The 18996-nt window shown below is 62.7% G+C and carries 19 protein-coding genes and 3 pseudogenes; 17 read left to right on the top strand and 5 right to left on the bottom strand.

Features of this window, described 5'->3' with window-relative positions; translation table 11 throughout:
- The first annotated feature begins 30 nt into the window (after positions 1-30).
- The 17 genes from ASG35_RS10975 to ASG35_RS10895 all read left to right on the top strand — a co-directional run bounded on the left by ASG35_RS10975 (position 31) and on the right by ASG35_RS10895 (position 16974).
- Positions 31-1227 carry an acetyl-CoA C-acetyltransferase gene (locus ASG35_RS10975; protein WP_056356483.1) on the top strand — a complete coding sequence of 399 codons (1197 nt, stop codon included), beginning with the start codon at positions 31-33 and terminating at the stop codon, positions 1225-1227.
- A 38-nt stretch (positions 1228-1265) separates the two neighbouring features.
- Complete coding sequence (locus tag ASG35_RS10970; RefSeq protein ID WP_056356481.1) at positions 1266-2051, top strand: enoyl-CoA hydratase/isomerase family protein; 786 nt, start codon at positions 1266-1268, stop codon at positions 2049-2051.
- Positions 2048-2917, top strand: coding sequence for a MaoC/PaaZ C-terminal domain-containing protein (locus ASG35_RS10965; protein WP_056356479.1), 870 nt, complete (start codon positions 2048-2050; stop codon positions 2915-2917). The genes ASG35_RS10970 and ASG35_RS10965 overlap by 4 nt, the downstream gene beginning before the upstream one ends.
- A gap of 21 nt (positions 2918-2938) precedes the next feature.
- Positions 2939-3733, top strand: coding sequence for a citryl-CoA lyase (locus ASG35_RS10960; protein ID WP_056356478.1), 795 nt, complete (start codon positions 2939-2941; stop codon positions 3731-3733).
- 140 nt (positions 3734-3873) lie between these two features.
- A complete protein-coding gene (locus ASG35_RS10955; RefSeq protein ID WP_056356476.1) occupies positions 3874-4734 on the top strand; it encodes an FAS1-like dehydratase domain-containing protein in 861 nt (286 codons plus the stop codon).
- 25 nt (positions 4735-4759) lie between these two features.
- Positions 4760-5923, top strand: coding sequence for an acyl-CoA dehydrogenase family protein (locus ASG35_RS10950; RefSeq protein WP_056356473.1), 1164 nt, complete (start codon positions 4760-4762; stop codon positions 5921-5923).
- Positions 5924-5927: 4 nt separating this feature from the next.
- A complete protein-coding gene (locus ASG35_RS10945; protein ID WP_056356470.1) occupies positions 5928-7106 on the top strand; it encodes a CaiB/BaiF CoA transferase family protein in 1179 nt (392 codons plus the stop codon).
- Between the two features lie 26 nt (positions 7107-7132).
- Entirely contained in the window at positions 7133-8509 is a 1377-nt protein-coding gene (locus ASG35_RS10940) for an MmgE/PrpD family protein (RefSeq protein WP_056357381.1), read from the top strand.
- The gene (locus ASG35_RS10935; protein ID WP_056356468.1) at positions 8506-9300 is read left to right on the top strand and encodes an HpcH/HpaI aldolase/citrate lyase family protein; all 795 of its coding nucleotides are present in this window, start codon (positions 8506-8508) and stop codon (positions 9298-9300) included. Before ASG35_RS10940 ends, ASG35_RS10935 begins: the two co-directional genes overlap by 4 nt.
- 186 nt (positions 9301-9486) lie before the next feature.
- The gene (locus ASG35_RS10930) at positions 9487-10608 is read left to right on the top strand and encodes an ABC transporter substrate-binding protein (RefSeq protein WP_056356466.1); all 1122 of its coding nucleotides are present in this window, start codon (positions 9487-9489) and stop codon (positions 10606-10608) included.
- 10 nt (positions 10609-10618) lie between these two features.
- Positions 10619-11491, top strand: coding sequence for a branched-chain amino acid ABC transporter permease (locus ASG35_RS10925; RefSeq protein ID WP_056356465.1), 873 nt, complete (start codon positions 10619-10621; stop codon positions 11489-11491).
- A 24-nt stretch (positions 11492-11515) separates the two neighbouring features.
- Entirely contained in the window at positions 11516-12424 is a 909-nt protein-coding gene (locus ASG35_RS10920) for a branched-chain amino acid ABC transporter permease (RefSeq protein WP_056356463.1), read from the top strand.
- Positions 12421-13215: an ABC transporter ATP-binding protein gene (locus ASG35_RS10915; RefSeq protein WP_056356461.1), complete on the top strand. Its 795-nt coding sequence runs from the start codon at positions 12421-12423 to the stop codon at positions 13213-13215. Before ASG35_RS10920 ends, ASG35_RS10915 begins: the two co-directional genes overlap by 4 nt.
- Positions 13212-13925 carry an ABC transporter ATP-binding protein gene (locus ASG35_RS10910; protein ID WP_056356459.1) on the top strand — a complete coding sequence of 238 codons (714 nt, stop codon included), beginning with the start codon at positions 13212-13214 and terminating at the stop codon, positions 13923-13925. The genes ASG35_RS10915 and ASG35_RS10910 overlap by 4 nt, the downstream gene beginning before the upstream one ends.
- Positions 13925-15547, top strand: a complete 1623-nt coding sequence (locus ASG35_RS10905; protein WP_056356458.1) for an AMP-binding protein — start codon at positions 13925-13927, stop codon at positions 15545-15547. Before ASG35_RS10910 ends, ASG35_RS10905 begins: the two co-directional genes overlap by 1 nt.
- A gap of 27 nt (positions 15548-15574) precedes the next feature.
- Positions 15575-16030 carry a MaoC/PaaZ C-terminal domain-containing protein gene (locus ASG35_RS10900; RefSeq protein ID WP_056356455.1) on the top strand — a complete coding sequence of 152 codons (456 nt, stop codon included), beginning with the start codon at positions 15575-15577 and terminating at the stop codon, positions 16028-16030.
- 2 nt (positions 16031-16032) lie between these two features.
- Complete coding sequence (locus ASG35_RS10895; protein ID WP_056356453.1) at positions 16033-16974, top strand: NAD(P)H-dependent flavin oxidoreductase; 942 nt, start codon at positions 16033-16035, stop codon at positions 16972-16974.
- Between the two features lie 48 nt (positions 16975-17022).
- Here the strand turns inward: ASG35_RS10895 and ASG35_RS32090 are convergent, their stop codons facing one another.
- The 5 genes and pseudogenes from ASG35_RS32090 to ASG35_RS10880 all read right to left on the bottom strand — a co-directional run.
- Entirely contained in the window at positions 17023-17322 is a 300-nt protein-coding gene (locus ASG35_RS32090) for an FAD-binding protein (RefSeq protein WP_442854829.1), read from the bottom strand.
- Between the two features lie 14 nt (positions 17323-17336).
- On the bottom strand, positions 17337-18058 hold a 722-nt coding region (locus tag ASG35_RS32085; protein WP_442854826.1), incomplete at its 3' end, for an electron transfer flavoprotein subunit alpha/FixB family protein.
- Between the two features lie 12 nt (positions 18059-18070).
- Positions 18071-18292, bottom strand: a pseudogene (locus tag ASG35_RS32615) (electron transfer flavoprotein subunit beta/FixA family protein); the annotation flags it as partial.
- Position 18293: 1 nt separating this feature from the next.
- A pseudogene (locus ASG35_RS10885) lies at positions 18294-18715 on the bottom strand (electron transfer flavoprotein subunit beta/FixA family protein); the annotation flags it as partial.
- A 1-nt stretch (position 18716) separates the two neighbouring features.
- A pseudogene (locus ASG35_RS10880) lies at positions 18717-18996 on the bottom strand (electron transfer flavoprotein subunit beta/FixA family protein); the annotation flags it as partial.

The following is an 18996-nucleotide window of genomic DNA, read 5'->3' as shown; positions in this document are numbered from 1 at the left end:
CCAATCTATTGAAGAACCAGGAAAACAACCATGAAACGAGCAGCGATTGTCGCGCCGGTTCGCACGCCTGTCGGCACCTTTGGCGGCGCCCTGCGGCCGGTGTCCGTCGAAAAACTGGCGGCAACCGTGTTGCGCGAAACCGTGTCGCGCAGCGGCATCGACCCGGAGCGGATCGAGGACGTCGTCTTTGCGCAGTCCTATGCAAATAGCGAGACGCCATGTATTGGCCGATGGGCGGCGCTCGAAGCCGGCTTGCCGGTGCACGTGCCGGGCATGCAGCTCGACCGGCGTTGCGGCGGCGGCCTGCAGGCCATCGTCACGGCCGCGATGATGGTCCAGAGCGGCGCGGCCGATGTCGTGGTCGCGGGCGGCGTGGAAAGCATGAGCAACATCGAGTACTACAGCACGGACATGCGATGGGGCTCGCGCGCCGGGTCCGTGAAGCTGCACGACCGGCTGGAACGCGGCCGCGAACGCTCGCAACCGGAAGCGCGCTTCGGCTATATATCGGGAATGATCGAGACGGCCGAAAATCTCGCGAAGCAATATGGCATCACGCGCGAGGCCGCCGACGAATACGCGGCACGCAGTCATCAGCGTGCCGCTGCTGCGTGGGAGTCGGGCAAGTTCGCCGATGAAGTCGTATCGATCAGCGTCCCGCAACGCAAGGGCGATGCAATCGTGTTCTCGAAGGACGAAGGCGTGCGCGCCGAAGCGACAGCGGCATCGCTCGGAAAATTGCGGCCTCTGATCAAGGACGGCACGGTGACCGCCGGCAATTCGAGCCAGCAGAACGACGCGGCCGCCGCCTGCCTGATCGTGGCGGAAGACAAGCTCGCCGAGCTCGGCCTGACACCAATGGGCTATCTCGTCGGCTGGGCGGCGAGCGGCTGCGAGCCGGCCACGATGGGTATCGGCCCAGTTCCCGCCGTGCAGAAGCTCTTGCGCAAGACCGGTCTTTCCTTCGATGACCTCGATCTCGTTGAACTGAACGAAGCGTTCGCGTGCCAGGTGCTCTCGGTGCTGAAAGGCTGGGACTGGCACGACGACAGCCGCCTCAACGTGAACGGCTCGGGCATTTCGCTCGGACATCCGATTGGCGCAACCGGCGTGCGGATGCTGACGACCTTGCTGTACGAATTGCAGCGGCGCAAAGGGCGTTACGGCCTCGAGACAATGTGCATCGGCGGCGGTCAGGGCATGGCCGCGATCTTCGAGCGCGCCTGAACGCGTCATCGATTGGAAGATAACGAGCGGAGACCTGCATGACCGAACAGACGCTGTTGTTTGAGATCGATGAAGGCGTGGCGACGCTGACGCTGAACCGGCCCGAATCGAAGAACGCGATGAACATGCCGATGCGCGCCGCGTTGCGCGACGCGGTCTACGCGATCCGTCAGGACCGCTCGGTGCGAGCGGTGATCTTGCGCGGCGCGGGGACGGCGTTCTGTTCCGGCGGCGACGTGCGCGGCATGTCGGTCGGGAGCGCGGAAGAAGGGCGCAATCGCATTGACGACCTGCATGGCTGGATCGCGCAGCTCGCCGATCTGGACCGGCCGGTGATCGCCGCAGTAGACGGCGTTGCGTATGGCGCGGGCTTCAGCCTCGCGCTCGTGGCGGACTTCGTGATCGCCAGTTCGCGCGCGCGTTTTTGTATGCCGTTCATGAAGGTGGGACTCGTACCCGATTGCGCGGCGTTCTATACCTTGCCTCGCGTGGTCGGTCTCGCGCGGGCAAAGGAACTCGTTTTCACGGCGCGGGAAATCGACGCGGACGAAGCGCGCGGCATGGGCGTGGCGCTCGAAGTGGTCGAGCCGGAAGCCTTGCACGCGCGGGCGGTGAGCATTGCACGCGCGCTCGCCGATGCTTCACCGGTCGCCTTCGGCCTGAGCAAACGCGCGTTGAACCTGTCGCTGAATAGCGACTTGCGCACCATGCTCGAGCTCGAAGCCACCACGCAGGCGGTGGCATTCACGACGGAGTTTCATCGCGAGGCAGTACAGCGTTTCCGCGATAAAGCCGCGCCCCTTTTCACCTGGCCCGCCGCATGACGATCCACTACGACACCCTCAAGGCGTGGCGCTTCGAGCCGCTCGAGCGCACCTATACGCCGCACGATGCGATCCTCTACAGCCTGGGTCTAGGTTACGGCATCGATCCCCTCGACGAGGACGATCTCGCCTACGTCTACGAGAAAGACCTGCGCGTCTCGCCCACCTTCGCGAACGTGCTCGGCTATCCGGGTTTCTGGGCGAAGCATCCGGAGACGGGCATCGACTGGGTGAAGCTGCTGCATGGCGAGCAGACCTTGCGCATCCACAAGCCGTTGCAGGCGTCGGCGACGGTGATCGGGCAGTCGCGGGTGGCGCGCATCATCGACAAGGGTGAGGGCAAGGGCGCGCTGCTGCTGATCGAGCGCCGCATCACCGACAAAGCCAGCGGCGAACTGCTGGCGACCGTCGAGCAGCTCAACTTCCTTCGCGGCGATGGCGGCTACAGCGCGATCGGACAGCCGAGCGACGAGCCGATCGCCTCACCGCTGCCGATCCCCGAGCGCGCGCCGGACGCGGTTTGCGACCTGCAAACGCGTCCTGAGGGCGCGCTGATCTACCGTCTTTCCGGCGACGACAACCCGCTGCATGCCGACCCTGCCACCGCGCGCGCTGCGGGTTTCGACAGGCCCATCCTGCATGGCCTCGCCACCTATGGCGTCGCCGGGCACGCTGTACTGAAGGTTGCGTGCGAAAGCCGTCCCGAACGTCTCGCGATGCTTTATACGCGTTTCACCGCACCGGTCTATCCTGGCGAGACACTGCGCACCGAGCTGTGGATCGACGGCAGCGAGGTCCGGTTCCGCACCCGGGCGCTGGAGCGCGACGTCATCGTCCTGAACAACGGGCGCGCGGAAATTCGCTGAATTTTTTCAAGGATCATCGTCATGGCAAGAACACCTAAACCCATTCGCTCTGATATTGCCTACAGCACGCCGGATCATATTTCCGTTCGCGGCAAAGACTTGCCAAACGAAGTGCTGGGACACATGAATCTTGGCGACTTCGCCTTCCTGCAACTTACGGGCAAGGAAGCGACGCCAAAGCAGTCGGCCATGTTCAACGCCATCCTCATTACGCTGGTCGAGCACGGCATGACGCCGAGTGCTATCGCCGCGCGCATGACCTATGCGGGCGCGCCCGAATCGCTGCAGGCAGCGGTTGCGGCGGGTTTATGCGGGCTCGGCTCGGTGTTTGTCGGCAGCATGGAAGGCGCGTGCCGGATGCTGTCGGAAGCCATGCCGGTTGCTTCCGGCGATATCGACCTGGAAGCGCTCGCGCGCGAGACAGTGGCGTCCTATAAGGCGCGCGGCGTCGCGGTGCCGGGCATCGGGCATCCGCTGCACAAGCCGGTCGATCCGCGTACACCACGCTTGTTTCAACTCGCGGCCGACAACGGCATGTCAGGCGACTACGTGAAGCTGATGGAGCTGATTGGCCGCGAGGCAGAGCGCGTTTCGGGCAAGGCGTTGCCGATCAACGCAACCGGCGCGATCGGCGCAATCTGCGCGGAGTTCGGCTTTCCGTGGCGTATCGTCAGAGGGTTCGGGGTGATGGCGCGCGCGATCGGGCTGGTCGGGCACATCATGGAAGAAGCCGAGCAGCCGATGGCCGTGGAGATCTGGCAGCGTGTTGAAGAGGAGGCGTCGCAGGGATTGCGCGAACGCGCGGCGAGGGCGTAAAGCGCGGGGCTCGTGCTGGTCCATGAGGGTTAAGCAAATCCGAATCGGCGCTTAAAGAATCGCAACTGTGCAATGCAGCCCCGCGAGTTCATAGTCAATAACATAGTCAATAAAACAGCTTCACATGACGAGACATCATCGTGCCGGAAACACCTGAAAACATTCTCGAGTGGCTCGACAAATCGCAGACGCTTCGAGACGAAATTACTGCGTTCCCGCTCGCCGCGATGGCCGCGACACTCGACCTGCCCACCGAATTGGAAGCCGTGCCGCCGCTGTGGCACTGGCTCTATTTCCTGCCCGTATCGCCGCTTTCGGAAGCGGGTGCCGACGGGCATCCGAAGCGGGGCGGATTCCTGCCGCCGGTGCCGCTTCCGCGTCGCATGTGGGCGGGCGGAAGGCTGACGTTTCACGCACCGCTGAAGGTCGGCGACAAGGCCACGCGGCAGTCGACCATTACTGGCATCGAAGATAAGACGGGGCGCACGGGCAGGCTCGTATTCGTGACTGTGCAGCATGAAATATCGGCGGGTGGCGAGCTGAAGATAGAAGAAGAGCACGACATTGTCTACAGGGACAATCCCGCCGGAAGCGCTGGCAGCGCTGGCAGCACGCCCGAAAAAGAGCCGGCAAAAGCGCCCTCCGACGAGACCTTCAGCCGCGTGATCGAGACCAGTGCGCTGCTGTTGTTCCGGTACTCCGCGCTGACGTTCAACGGTCACCGCATTCACTACGATTATCCGTATGTGACGCAGGAAGAAGGCTATCCGGGGCTGATCGTGCATGGGCCGCTGATCGCCACGTTCCTCATTGATCTCGTGCGCCGCCAGTTCCCCGGCGCGACGCTCGCAAGCTTCGCCTTTCGCGCGCTGCGGCCCACGTTCGCGCCGAATTCGTTCAGCGTTTGCGGCAAGGCGTCGGACGATGGCCGCTCGCTCGAACTCTGGGCCAAGGACCACGACGGCTATCTCACCATGCGCGCGACCGCGACGCTGGCCTAATTTCTTTTCCTAGAAGCACGACGCAATGCAAACCATTCAGGACGACCAGTTTCAGGACATCCGCGACGCCGTTCGCGATCTCTGCCTCGAGTTCAGCGGCGAATATTTCCGCAAGATCGATGAAGCGCGCGGTTACCCGGAAGCCTTTGTCGACGCGCTGACGAAAGCCGGCTGGCTCGCCGCGCTTATCCCGCAGGAATATGGCGGTTCGGGACTTGGGCTGACCGAAGCCACCGTCATCATGGAAGAGATTAACCGCGCCGGCGGCAACTCGGGCGCGTGTCACGGGCAGATGTACAACATGGGCACGCTGCTGCGTCACGGCTCCAAGGAACAGAAGGATCGCTACTTGCCGAAGATCGCGAGCGGCGAGCTGCGCCTCCAGTCGATGGGCGTGACCGAGCCGACCACCGGCACCGATACGACCAAGATCAAGACCACGGCCGAGCGTCGCGGCGACCGTTATGTGATCAACGGGCAGAAGGTATGGATCTCGCGCGTCCAGCATTCCGACCTGATGATCCTGCTTGCCCGCACTACGCCGCTCGCGGACGTGAAGCGCAAGTCCGAGGGCATGTCGATATTTATCGTCGACTTGCGCGAGGCTATCGGGCATGGCATGACCGTGCAACCGATCCTGAACATGGTCAATCACGAGACCAACGAACTCTTCTTCGATAACCTCGAGATCCCCGCTGAAAATCTGATCGGCGAGGAAGGACAAGGCTTCAAATATATCCTCGACGGCCTCAACGCGGAGCGCACGTTGATCGCGGCGGAGTGCATTGGCGACGGCTACTGGTTCGTGGATAAAGTCACCGCCTACACGAAGGAACGCGTGGTGTTCGGACGTCCTATCGGGCAGAACCAAGGCGTGCAGTTCCCGATCGCCCGGTCGTTCATCAACGTGGAAGCGGCGAGCCTGATGCGCTTCGAGGCGGCCCGCCGGTTCGACGCGAACCTGCCGTGTGGCGCTCAGGCGAACATGGCGAAGTTGCTCGCGGCCGATGCCTCCTGGGAAGCGGCGAACGCGTGCCTTCAGTTCCACGGCGGCTTTGGTTTTGCTTGCGAATACGACGTCGAGCGCAAGTTCCGCGAGACGCGTCTTTATCAAGTCGCGCCGATCTCGACCAACCTGATCCTGTCCTACGTAGCCGAGCATATTCTCGGACTGCCGCGGTCGTTCTGACGCCATGAGACCTCTCGAAGGCATCAAGGTCATCACGCTCGAACACGCGATCGCCGCGCCGTTCTGCACGCGCCAGCTTGCCGATCTCGGTGCGCGCGTGATCAAGATCGAGCGTCCCGGAACCGGCGATTTCGCGCGTGGCTACGACGAGCGTGTGCATGGCCTCGCCTCGCATTTCGTCTGGACCAACCGGTCGAAGGAAAGCCTGTCGCTCGATGTCAAGCAGCCCGAAGCTGCGAAGATCCTCGACGCGTTGATCGCCGATGCCGACGTGCTGGTCCAGAACCTGGCGCCGGGCGCGGCCGACCGGCTCGGCCTCGGATACGACACATTGAGCGTGAAGTACCCGAAGCTGATCGTCTGCGATATCTCGGGTTATGGCGCGGACGGGCCGTATCGTGACAAGAAGGCTTACGACTTGCTGATCCAGAGCGAATCCGGTTTTCTCTCGATCACCGGCTCGCCCGGCGAGCCCGCCAAGGCGGGTTGCTCGATTGCGGATATCGCGGCCGGCATGTATGCGTATTCGAACATCCTGAGCGCGCTGCTTCTGCGCGGCCGCACGGGGAAGGGCTGCCGTATCGACGTCTCCATGCTCGAAAGTATGGTCGAGTGGATGGGCTATCCGATGTACTACGCCATCGATGGCCAGAGTCCGCCCGCGTTGTCGGGGGCATCGCACGCGACCATTTATCCGTACGGCCCATTTCAGGCTGGCGACGGCAAGACCGTCATGCTCGGCTTGCAGAACGAACGCGAGTGGAAGCTCTTTTGCGAGCGCGTGCTGGTGCAGCCGGCGCTTGCCACCGATTCTCGCTTCGATACCAATTCGAAGCGCTCGGCCGCGCGCGCCGAGTTGCGCGCGGTGATCCTCGAAGCGTTCAGCGAATTCACCGTCGCGCAAATTCTGCAGCGTCTCGATGAAGCGGGCATTGCCAACGCGCAGATGAACACGCTCGCCGATGTCTGGGCGCATCCGCAACTCCAGGCGCGCGAGCGCTGGCGCAAGGTGGAGACGTCGGCGGGCGAGATTGCAGCATTGCTGCCGCCCGGCATGCCCGCTTCCTTCGATCCCCGCATGGACGCCGTGCCGGCGCTCGGCGAACACACCGACGCCATCCTCGCCGAGCTTGGCTATGCACCGGAAGACATCGGACGCCTGCGTTCGTCCGGCGCCATTTGAACCCGAACGGACCCATCATGACCGCGATCATCGATCACCCGAGCCGCACGCTGGCGACCTTCGCCGCGCAACTTCGCTTCGACGACATCCCGCAGCACGTGGTCGAGCGCACCGTGAACCTGTATGTGGACTGGCTTGGGTCCACGCTCGGCGGCAAGGGCGCGCGGCCGGTGGAAAGCATCGCGCTGTTCGCAAGCCTCGCCGGCGCCGCCAACGGACATGGACCGGCCGAAGTGCTGATCGACCGCACGCGTGCCACGCCGTATTTCGCCGCGATGGTCAACGCGGCGGCATCGCATTTCGTCGAACAGGACGATGTCCACAACGGCGCGGTCTTTCATCCTGCCACGGTGGTTTTTCCGGTCGTACTCGCGCTCGCGCAGGAACTGCACGCGTCGGGACGCGAGCTGATCGCGGCAGCGGTGGCGGGCTATGAGGTCGGTATCCGCGTGGGCGAGTTCCTCGGCCGCTCGCATTACAAGGTATTCCACACGACCGGAACGGCCGGAACCGTGGCGGCGGCCGCTGCGGCAGGTCGCATGCTGGGTCTCACGCCCGCCCAGATGCTCGATGCGTTCGGCTCGGCCGGCACGCAAGCAAGCGGACTTTGGGAGTTCCTGCGCGATGCCGCCGATTCCAAGCAGTTGCACACGGCCATGGCGGCGGCCAACGGTCTCATGGCGGCAACGCTTGCGGCGGATGGCTTCAAAGGCGCCACGCGCATCCTGGAGGGCGAGAAGGGCATGGCCGCGGGTATGTCTACCGATGCCAACCCGGCGCGCCTGACCGATCGTCTCGGCGAGCGCTGGACGGTCATCGAGACATCGTTCAAATATCACGCTGCATGCCGTCATACGCATCCGGCCGCCGACGCGTTGCTTGCGGTCATTGCCGGGCATTCGCTTCAGCCGGACGAGATCGAGCACGTGACCGCGCGCGTTCATCAGGGCGCGATCGATGTACTCGGCGCCGTGGACACGCCCACGACGGTTCATCAGGCGAAGTTCAGCATGGGCACCGTGCTCGGGCTGGCGGCGTATCACGGTTATGCCGGCGTGCTTGAATTCGAAGGCGGCTATATGGCGGCGCAAATATCAGCGTTCCGAGAAAGGGTCGAGATGGTGCTCGACGATGAAGTCGATCGCGCTTATCCCGAACGCTGGATCGGCAAGGTCACGGTGCGCACGAAGGACGGACGCGAGCTGTCCGGCCGTGTCGATGAACCGAAGGGCGATCCGGGCAACACCTTGTCGCGCGATGAGATCGCGACCAAGTTCCTGCGGCTGGTGAAATTCTCGGGCGCGGCCACGGACAAGGACGCCGCGCGGCTGCTCGAAGCGGCATGGGACATTGCGTCGGAGGCACATGTGGGTGCGCTCTACGCGGAGAGTGTGGACGCATGAGCGCGCGCTCTTATCTTTTCGTTCCGGGCAACCGTCCCGAGCGCTTCGAGAAAGCGCGCAACGCGGGCGCCGACGCGGTCATCCTCGACCTGGAAGACGCGGTGCAGCCGCAGGAAAAAGACCTCGCGCGCAACACCGTAGTGGCGCAACTGGACCCGGCGCGGCCGGTCTTCGTGCGCATCAACGCGGCCGATACCGCCTGGTTTTCCGCCGATGTCGCCGCGTTGTCCGGACACGCGGGCGTAGCCGGAATCGTGTTGCCCAAGGCGGAGACACGCGAGCAGACCGACGCCGTGGCAGCGCATGCGCACGGCAGCCTTGCGCTGTTGCCGATCATCGAGACCGCTCGCGGCATGGCCAATCTTGCAACGCTATGCAGTGCGCGCGAGGTGGCGCGCATTCTCTTCGGCACGCTGGATTTTCAGATCGACCTGAACATTGAAGGCGACGGCGCCGAGCTCGATGCCTTCCGTTCCCAGATCGTGCTGGCATCCCGGCTTGCCGGTATCGATACACCGGTGGACGGTGTATCGACCACGCTCGACGATGCCGCAGAGATCGAGCGCGACGCGCGACACAGCCGCCGCTTCGGTTTCGGCGCGAAGTTGTGCATTCACCCGAAGCAGATCAGCGCAGTGCATGCCGCGTTCGCCTGGACACCCGAGGAGATTGCGTGGGCCACCCGGGTACTGCAAGCCGTGGAGCAGAGCGCGGGCGCGGCGATTGCCGTCGATGGAAAAATGGTCGACCTGCCCGTGATCCTCAAAGCCAGGCGAATAGCCGGCACGTAACCCGCACGTAACTCCCCCGTAACCGGCGCGTATTAAGCGAAGCAAAACGCTTCGTTCGGATAAGCCCAATTCTCAAGCGGTGCTTCACGGGGCATTCTGTGGAATGTCGGCGATTTGCTGCGTGCCTGGGCTATCTGCCAAGGCAACGCCGGTGCGAAAAAATCATAATGAGCAGGAGACAATGCAATGACATGGACAAGGCATCTGGCCGCCGCGTTCGCGGCCGGCGCGATGTTAGGCGCTTCGCCGGCGCACGCGGACGACCTGAAAATAGGCGCTTTATTGCCGATGAGCGGGCCCAACGCGGAGTATGGGCAGACATTTGGGGCGGGCGCGGATTTATCGGTGCAGCACGTCAATGCCGACCACGTGCTCACGCAAAAGCTCGTGCTCACTTACGAAGATAGCCAGGCTCTGCCCATGCAAGGCGTCCTCGGCATGAACAAGCTCGTGAACGTGTATCAGACGCCGTTCGTGCTGACTGGCTTCACAGGGGTATCGAAAGCGATCGCGCCGCTTGCGCGCCGCAACCAGACGGTCGCAGTGAACGGCGGCGGTGTTGGCCCCGATCTCGCGCAACTGGGCCCGTATTTCTGGAACGTGATCCCGCTGGCCAATTCGGAAGTGCGCGCGATCGTTCCGTACCTTGTCAACGAGCGCAAGCTCAAGCGTTTCGTGCTCATCTATGTAGACGATCCGCTCGGCCAGTCGATCAACCAGGAACTCGCGCAGGACCTGCCGCCCGCAGGCGGGCAACTCGCGGCATCGTTCGCCGTGCCAGCCGGGTCGCAGCAATTCGGCGGCGTAGTGGCGAGAGTTCGCGACGCAAATCCGGACCTGATTTTCATTGCGTCTTATGGGGCGCAACAATCGCAGATCGTCAAGCAACTGCGCGATAACGGCGTCTCGCAGCAGATCGCCAGCTATTCGGCGTTCAGCATTCCGGCAATCAACGCGTTGCCGGAAGCGAAAGGCGCCTTGTACACGACTCAACGCTTCGACTGGAGCGCGAAGGACATGCTGACGCAGCGCTTCGTCACGGACTACACGCAGAAGTACGGGCGCAAGCCGACGGCCTACGCGGCGAACTACTACAACGCGGTGCGGCTCTTCGCCATTCTCGCGGCACAGCTCGAACGCGATGGCAAGCCTGTCACCGGTGCGAACCTGCTTGCCGAACGCCAGCGTCTCCAGCACTTCGACCTGGTAGGCGGCAGCGTGTCGTTCGATGCGCAGGGCACCGTGCGCGCGCCCATTCAGGTCAACCAGATCGACGGCGCCGGTGGCACTGTCGTGTCGACTCGCTGAAGGAGGCACGATGCTGCTCTTGCAACTGCTCATCAATGGCATCCAGCTCGGCGCGCTCTATGCGCTCACCGCCGGCGGCTTCTCGCTCATCTTTGGCGCAACGCGAATATTCCACTTCGCGCACGGCGCGGCGTTCATGATCGCCGGCTACGCGTTCTACGAAATCTACGACAAGCTGCATCTGCCCTGGTATCTCGCGCTGATCGTCTCGGCAGTCGTGACGGTCGCGTTCGGCGTGCTGCTCGATCGTCTTGTCTACACGCCGATCAAACGCCACGAAAATTCGTTCTTCACTTTGTTCGCGGGCGCGTTCGGCGTTGGCATCATCGTGCAGAACATGATCGGATTTTTCTTCGGGCGTGGGTTTGTCGCGATCTCGACGCCGCTTTCCAAAGGCGTGCCGCTGCTGCCGGGCCTGTACGTGTCACCGCTTGCGGGCATTGCCGTGGTCGTGGCCTTGCTCGCTTTCTTCGGGCTGCACACGTTCCTCTCGCGCAGCCACACCGGCATGGCGTTGCGCGCGCTCGCCGATAGCCCGGAACTCGTTCGCGCCTACGGCATGTCGCCCCAAAAACTCTCCCAGACAGCCTTCGCGCTCGGCTCGTTGCTGGTCGTGCCGGCCGCGATACTGAGTGGCGCGAGCGCGGGGCTGAATCCATCGGTGGGTAGTCACGTCATGTTGATCAGCCTTGCGGCGACTATCGTGGGCGGCGTGGGAAGCCTGCGCGGCGCCGCTTTTGCAGGCTTGCTGCTCGGCCTTGCCGAAAGCCTTGCGCTCGCGTGGTTCAGCTCGCAATGGAGCGAGGCGGTCGTGTTCGTCGTGCTGTTCCTGTTCATCCTGTTCCGTCCGTCCGGCTTCTTCGGCCGCGCGCTGGTCCACTAACGGCTCACGAGCGAGGATCGATCCATGTTTGCTTACTTGCTGAACCTGTCCGTGCTCATCTGCGTGAACGCCATCCTGGCGATGACGCTCAACTTCCTCATGGGCTATGCGGGCATTTTTTCGCTTGCCCATGCGGTGTTTTTTGGCGTGGGTGCGTACACGGCCGCGTTTGTGTCGATGCACTTCTCCGACTCACTGTTCGTCTGCACCGCGGCGGCGATGATCATTTCGGGCGCCTTGTCGCTGGCGCTCGCGTTGCCTGCGCTGCGCGTACGCGGCGAATATTTCGTCGCGGCGTCGCTCGGACTTCAGATGCTCGCCGTCACCGTATTTTCGGAATGGCGTTCGGTCACGGGCGGCCTGGGCGGCATCACCAACATCCCGGCCGTCAAAGTCTTCGGCGCACCGATAGAAACGGCCAACGGTTTCTTCGCGCTCGGCGTGGGCTATCTGGTGGCCGTGGCGCTGATCCTCGTCGTGCTGTTGCGTTCGAGCTTCGGGCGCAACCTGCAGGCGATCCGCGACAGTGAATCGGCCGCCTATGCGCTCGGCAAGAATGTGTCGGCGATCAAGACCTTGTCGGTGGTGGTGTCGGCAGCGCTCGCCTCGAGCGCCGGCGTGGTCTACACGTTCTACCTGAGCTTCATCAATGTTGAGGGTTTTACGCTCGACCTGTCCGTCTTGTTGATGGCGATGGTGATCATCGGCGGAACGGGGTCGCTGCTCGGGCCTATCGTGGGCGCGGCGTTGCTGATGCTGCTGCCAGCCGGCCTGAGCTTCGTGCCCGGCTTGCCGCAGGCGGAAGTGGGTCTCGTCCAGCAAGCCGTCTATGGTCTTGTGATGGTGCTGCTGATGATCTACAGGCCCGGCGGTATTGTGGGCGGCGGATCACGCAAGCTTGCGGCGAGTGCCGCAGTGAAGGGGGCGCGATGAACGCCGTCACCCAAAGCAGCACCGCAACGGCGGCCGCACTCGATACCCGTCCCGTCCTGCTCGAAGTACGCAAGCTCGGCAAGCGTTTTGGCGGCGTGCAGGCGGTGACCGACGTCTCCCTGCAACTGCGCGGCGGTATCGTCACCACGCTGATCGGTCCCAACGGCGCGGGCAAGACCACGCTATTCAACCTGATCACCGGGCATCTCGCACCAACCTCCGGCGACGTCCTCTACCAGGGCCAGTCGATTTCCGGCAAGGAGCCGTGGGACATTGCGCGGCGCGGCGTGGGACGCACGTTCCAGGATTTGCGACTGTTCTCGCGCATGACGGTGGAAGAAAACATTCTCAGCGCGACTGAAAAAAGCGCGTGGCTCTGGCAGCCGGGCGGCCGCGCGGAGGCGCGCCGGCGTCGCGAGAAGGTGGCGGAGATCATGGCGGCCACGCATCTGACGCCGCTTGCGAATGCACGCGCACTCGACCTGGCTTATGCCGAGCGCAAGTTCCTGAGCATCGCGCGGTTGATTGCGAGCGACGCCACCATCTGGCTGCTCGATGAACCCGCGTCCGGCCTCGACCCGCGCTCCTATGACCGCTTCGTCGCGCTGCTGCGCTCGCAGGTGGCAAACGGCGTGACCGTTTGCATCATCGAACATAACCTGGATGTGGTCGTGAACGTGTCTGACCGCGTTGCGTTTCTCGATCAGGGCAAATTGCTGGCCGAAGGCACGCCGCGCGAAGTGCTCGACGACCCGCGCCTCGCATCGATCTATTTTGGAGAGACCGCATGAGCACGCCCGTTCTACAGACCCGCGCGCTGACTGCCGGATATGGAGGCCGCGCCGTGCTCAACGGCATTGATATCGAACTGCGCGAGAACGAAGTGCTGTGTCTTCTCGGACATAACGGCGCGGGCAAATCGACGTTGGTCAAATCGCTGTTCGGGCTGATGTCGCCGACGGGCGGGGAGATTCTTATCGATGGCGCAAAACGCTCGCAGCAAGGCGCGCGCGCTTCGACAGCGGCGGGGATCGCACTCGTGCCCGAAGGCCGTGGCGTATTCCCCAGCCTCAGCGTGGAAGAGGTCATCAAGCTCGGTCTGTGGGCCGCGAACGTGCCGCCGCAAGAACATGGTGCGCGCGTGGAGTGGGTGATGACCGTGCTGCCCGCGATCAAAAAATTCTACAAGCAGCGCGCAGGATCGCTTTCCGGCGGACAACAGCAAATGGTGTCGATCGGCCGGGCGCTGCTATCGCGGCCGCGTTGCCTGCTGATGGACGAACCGTCGATCGGTCTTGCGCCGAAGCTGTTCCAGGACCTGCTCGGTCCGATCCGCCAATTGCAGCAGGAAACGCGCATGTCGATCCTGCTGGTCGAGCAGAACGTGCGCGAAGCGCTCAAGGTCAGCGATCGCGTGGCCGTGATGAAGTCCGGCACGCTGATACGCGAAGCCCTGCCGTCCGACCTCGATACCAATGCCAAACTCATGGAGCTCTACTGATGCCGTTGCCTTCACTGCCCACGGTCTTGACGCTCAACGCACTGCTCGATGCGCATCTCGCCACGCATCCGGAGCGCACCGCTTTTATTGATGACGATGAGAAGCTGAGTTATGCCGCCTTCGACACGCACGCCGAGAACGCGGCGCGCTGGCTGGAGGGGCAGGGTATCGGCGCGGGGGATCGCGTGGCCGTATGGCTCGTGAACCGGATCGAATGGCTCGCGCTGCTGTTCGGCGCGGCGCGGATCGGCGCGACCGTCGTGGCCGTCAATACGCGGTACAGAAGGGCGGAAGTCGAGTACATCCTGTCGAAGTCAGGCGCGAAGATGCTTGTGCTGCAGCTCAATTTTCGCAAGATCGATTTTCCCGCCGAGCTTGCCGGTGTGTCGCCGGAAGCGGTGCCTGCGCTGAAGTCGATCGCGGTCATCGATCACGATGACAACACGCCCTCGACTATCCTCGGTGTGCCGACCGTGGCGTGCGATCTGTCGGCGGCTACAGGCTCGGTCCGCGATCGCACGGCCGCGCACGCCGACGCGCCGGTCATTCTCTTCACCACGTCAGGCACGACCAAAGCGCCAAAACTCGTGGTGCATCCGCAGCGCACGATCGCGACCCATAGCCGCCGCGCCGCCGATGCCTATGGTTTCGCCGAGCCGGGCGCGGTGATGCTGGCGGCGTTGCCGTTCTGCGGCGTCTTCGGGCTGAACGGCGCGCTCGCGGCCTTTGCGGCGGGCGCCCCTGTCGTGTTGATCGATACCTTCGATGGCCCCGAAGGCGCGCGTCTCATCCAGCTTCACAAGGTCACGCATACGTTCGGCAGTGACGAGATGTATCGGCGTTTGCTCGATTCAGCGAGTGGCGAGAAGCCGTTTCCATCGGCACGGGTGTTCGGGTTTGCGGCCTTTCAACCAGGCCTTTCCACCTTTGCCGCGACCGCGGCGGAGCGCGGCGTGCCGTTGACCGGGCTGTATGGATCGAGCGAGGTACAGGCGTTGTTTTCGCTGCAACTTGCTCACGCACCGTTCGATCAGCGCATAGAAGGCGGTGGTTATCCCGCGTCGAAGCATGAAGCGGCCATCCGCATTCGCGATCTCGAAACAGGCGCATTGCTGCCGCCGGGCGTGAGCGGGGAGATCGAGATTTCATCGCCATGCAACTTCGTCGGTTATCTGGAAAATCCTGAGGCGACGGCCGAAGCGCTGACCGACGACGGCTTCTTTCGCACGGGCGATGTCGGCCGGCTGCGCGATGATGGCAGCTTCATCTATGAAACGCGCAAGGGAGACGCCATCCGTTTGTCAGGATTCCTCGTCAATCCCGTAGAGATAGAAGATGAAATCAAGGCGCTCGATGGCGTCGACGATGCACAGGTTGTTAGCGTCGAGTTGAACGGACAGGCGCGGCCGGTCGCCTTCGTCATTGCACACGCGGGACGCACGATCGATCAAGCCGTAGTCATCGACGCGGTCAAGGCGAAGATCGCGGCGTTCAAGGTTCCGGCGCGGGTGTGGAGCGTGAGCGAATTCCCCGTCACGCAAAGCTCCAATGGCGTCAAGATCCAGCGCGCACGCCTGCGCGAGATGGCTATGACGCGCGTGCTCGCGGAATCCGCGCCCTGAGCGCAACGTTTATTCACAGGAGCCATCATGGCGCAGACGCTTTATTTTGAAGACTTCGAAGTCGGCCAGGCGTTCGAAAGCGGCGGCCGGACGATCACCGAAACCGACCTGACATTCTTTTCGATGCTCTCCGGCGACTGGAATCCGATTCACGCAAACGCCGAGTTCGCAAAGAACACGCGTTATGGACAACGCGTGGTTCACGGCACGTTGGGCATTGCGATTGCGACCGGCATGCTGCACGAACTGGGTATCTTCCACGACAGCGCCGTCGCGATGATGTCGCTCAACGAATGGAAGTTCGTCGCCCCGATTCTGGTCGGCGATACCTTGCATTTGCGGCTGGAGATCACGGAGCTGGATGGAGCAAGAAGCGAACGTGTCGGCCGTCTCGGACGGCGCTTTGTCATGCTCAACCAGCGCGATGAAATCGTGCAGGACGGACGCAGCGACCTGTTGATCAAGAAGCGCGGAGCGGCGTGATCATGACGGACCGTTCTTTCCTGCAAGAACTCCGGTTGCCCATCCTGGCTGCACCGATGTTTCTCGTATCGAATCCCGATCTCGTGGTCGCGCAATGCAACGCAGGGATCATCGGCAGTTTTCCAGCGCTCAATGCCCGGCCGCAGACCTTGCTCGATACATGGCTGACCGAGATCGAAACGCGGCTCGCGGCGTCGTCAGGCACGCACACATTCGGCGTCAATCTGATCGTTCATCCAACCAATGTGCGGCTCGACGCCGACCTCGAGACCATTGTTGCGCATCGCGTACCGATCGTGATCACGTCGCTGCACGCGCCGGATCGGGTGGTCGAACGCGTGCATGCTTACGGTGGCCTTGTTTTCCACGATGTCACCACGCTGCATCATGCGCGCAAGGCGGCGGCTGCAGGGGTGGATGGACTGATTCTCGTGTGCGCGGGCGCGGGAGGACACGGTGGCGTGTTGAACCCGTTCGCGCTCGCGGCGGAAGTACGGCGCTTTTTCAGCGGCATCCTGATTCTCGCCGGCGCGATCACCGATGGCGCCGCCGTGCTGGCCACGCAGGCGCTCGGCTGCGAGCTTGCCTATATGGGAACGCGATTTATCGCATCGGAAGAAGCGGGGGCATCGGATGGACACAAGGCGATGATCGTTGCAGCGGGTTCACGCGATATCGTCTATACGCCGTTCTTCTCGGGCGTTCCGGCCAACTACCTGAAGGAAAGCATTCGCGCGATAGGACTCGACCCCGACACATTGCCCACCGAAGGCGCCAAGGCGGATTTCAGCAAGGGCCAGACTCGGCCAAAGGCATGGAGCGATGTGTGGGGTGCAGGGCAGGGTGTGGGAAATATCGATACTGTTGCGTCTATTGCGCAGATTGTCGAACGGCTGGCGCGCGAATATGACGAGGCACGGCAGCGTGTGCAGATCGCGGCTTAACGCTACTTAAAAGGAGCCGGGCGTCACAAGCCCGGCTTTTGTTTTGGCCTAACCCAGCTCTTTCACCAGCTCCGGCACGACGGTGAACAAATCGCCCACGAGGCCGTAGTCCGCCACACCGAAGATCGGCGCTTCCGCGTCCTTGTTGATGGCAACGATGACCTTCGAGTCCTTCATCCCGGCCAGATGCTGAATGGCGCCCGAGATGCCGACCGCGACGTACAGATTCGGCGCCACGATCTTGCCCGTTTGCCCGACCTGATAATCGTTTGGCACGAAGCCGGCATCGACCGCTGCACGCGATGCACCCAGCGCCGCGCCCAGTTTGTCGGCGAGCGGTTCGAGCACTTTCGTGTAGTTTNTAATCGTTTGGCACGAAGCCGGCATCGACCGCTGCACGCGATGCACCCAGCGCCGCGCCCAGTTTGTCGGCGAGCGGTTCGAGCACTTTCGTGTAGTTTTCGCCGTTGCCAAGCCCGCGTCCACCCGACACGATGATCTGCGCCGACGTCAATTCCGGACGATCCAGCTTCGTCACTTCACGGTTCACGAACGTCGAGATACCGGAGTCAGCTGCCGCTTCGATCTTCTCGACCGATGCGCTGCCGCCTTCCGCCGCAACCGGATCGAAACCCGTTGAACGCACGGTGATGACCTTGATGGCATCGCTCGATTGAACCGTCGCGATGGCGTTGCCCGCGTAGATGGGACGCTCGAAGGTATCGGCGCTGTCAACCGCGGTGATATCGCTGATCTGCGCCACGTCCAGATGCGCAGCAATGCGCGGCGCGACGTTCTTGCCGTACGCGGTTGCCGGCGCCAGGATATGCGAATAATTCTTCGCGATCTGCAACACCGTTCCGTCGATATTCTCGGCAAGTCCGTCAGCGAGTTGCGGTGCATCGGCCAACAGCACCTTTGCTACGCCCGCGATCTTCGCGGCGGCATCGGCTGCAGCTTGCGCGTTCGAACCCGCAATCAGCACGTGAACATCACCGCCAATCTTCGATGCAGCCGCGATGGTGTTCAGCGTTGCCGGCTTGATGGATGCGTTGTCGTGTTCTGCAATTACAAGAATGGTCACTTTCTCAACTCCTCACAGAACCTTGGCTTCGGTCTTCAGCTTCTCGACCAGCGTCTTCACGTCCGGCACCTTCACGCCTGCGGAGCGCTGCGGCGGTTCGGCGACCTTCAGCGTCTTCAGGCGCGGCGTGACATCCACGCCGAGATCGGCCGGCTTGATGGTTTCCATCGGCTTTTTCTTCGCCTTCATGATGTTCGGCAGCGTGACGTAACGCGGCTCGTTCAGGCGCAAGTCNCGGCGTGACATCCACGCCGAGATCGGCCGGCTTGATGGTTTCCATCGGCTTTTTCTTCGCCTTCATGATGTTCGGCAGCGTGACGTAACGCGGCTCGTTCAGGCGCAAGTCGGTGGTGATCACGGCGGGCAAAGTCAGCGACAGGGTTTCCGAACCGCCATCGATTTCGCGCGCGACCGAGACTTTTCCGTCAGCCACCGTCACTTTCGATGCAAACGTCGCCTGCGGCAAACCGGCCAATGCCGCGAGCATTTGACCTGTTTGATTGGAGTCGTCATCGATTGCCTGCTTGCCGAGGATGATCAGTTGCGGCTGTTCTTTATCGACCAGTGCTTTGAGGATTTTCGCGACCGCCAGCGGCTGCAATTCCTCAGTCGATTCAACCAGAATCGCCCGATCCGCGCCGATCGCCATGGCCGTGCNATGATCAGTTGCGGCTGTTCTTTATCGACCAGTGCTTTGAGGATTTTCGCGACCGCCAGCGGCTGCAATTCCTCAGTCGATTCAACCAGAATCGCCCGATCCGCGCCGATCGCCATGGCCGTGCGCAGCGTTTCCTGGCATTGCGTCACGCCACACGACACGGCAATCACCTCGGTGGCAACGCCCGCTTCACGCAGACGCACGGCTTCTTCGACGGCGATTTCATCGAACGGGTTCATTGACATCTTTACGTTCGCGATATCGACTGCACTGCCATCCG

This window comes from Burkholderia sp. Leaf177, assembly GCF_001424345.1.
GTDB lineage: Bacteria > Pseudomonadota > Gammaproteobacteria > Burkholderiales > Burkholderiaceae > Caballeronia.
Note: the sequence above shows the minus strand (reverse complement) of the source record. Positions and strands in the feature narration are given on the sequence as shown.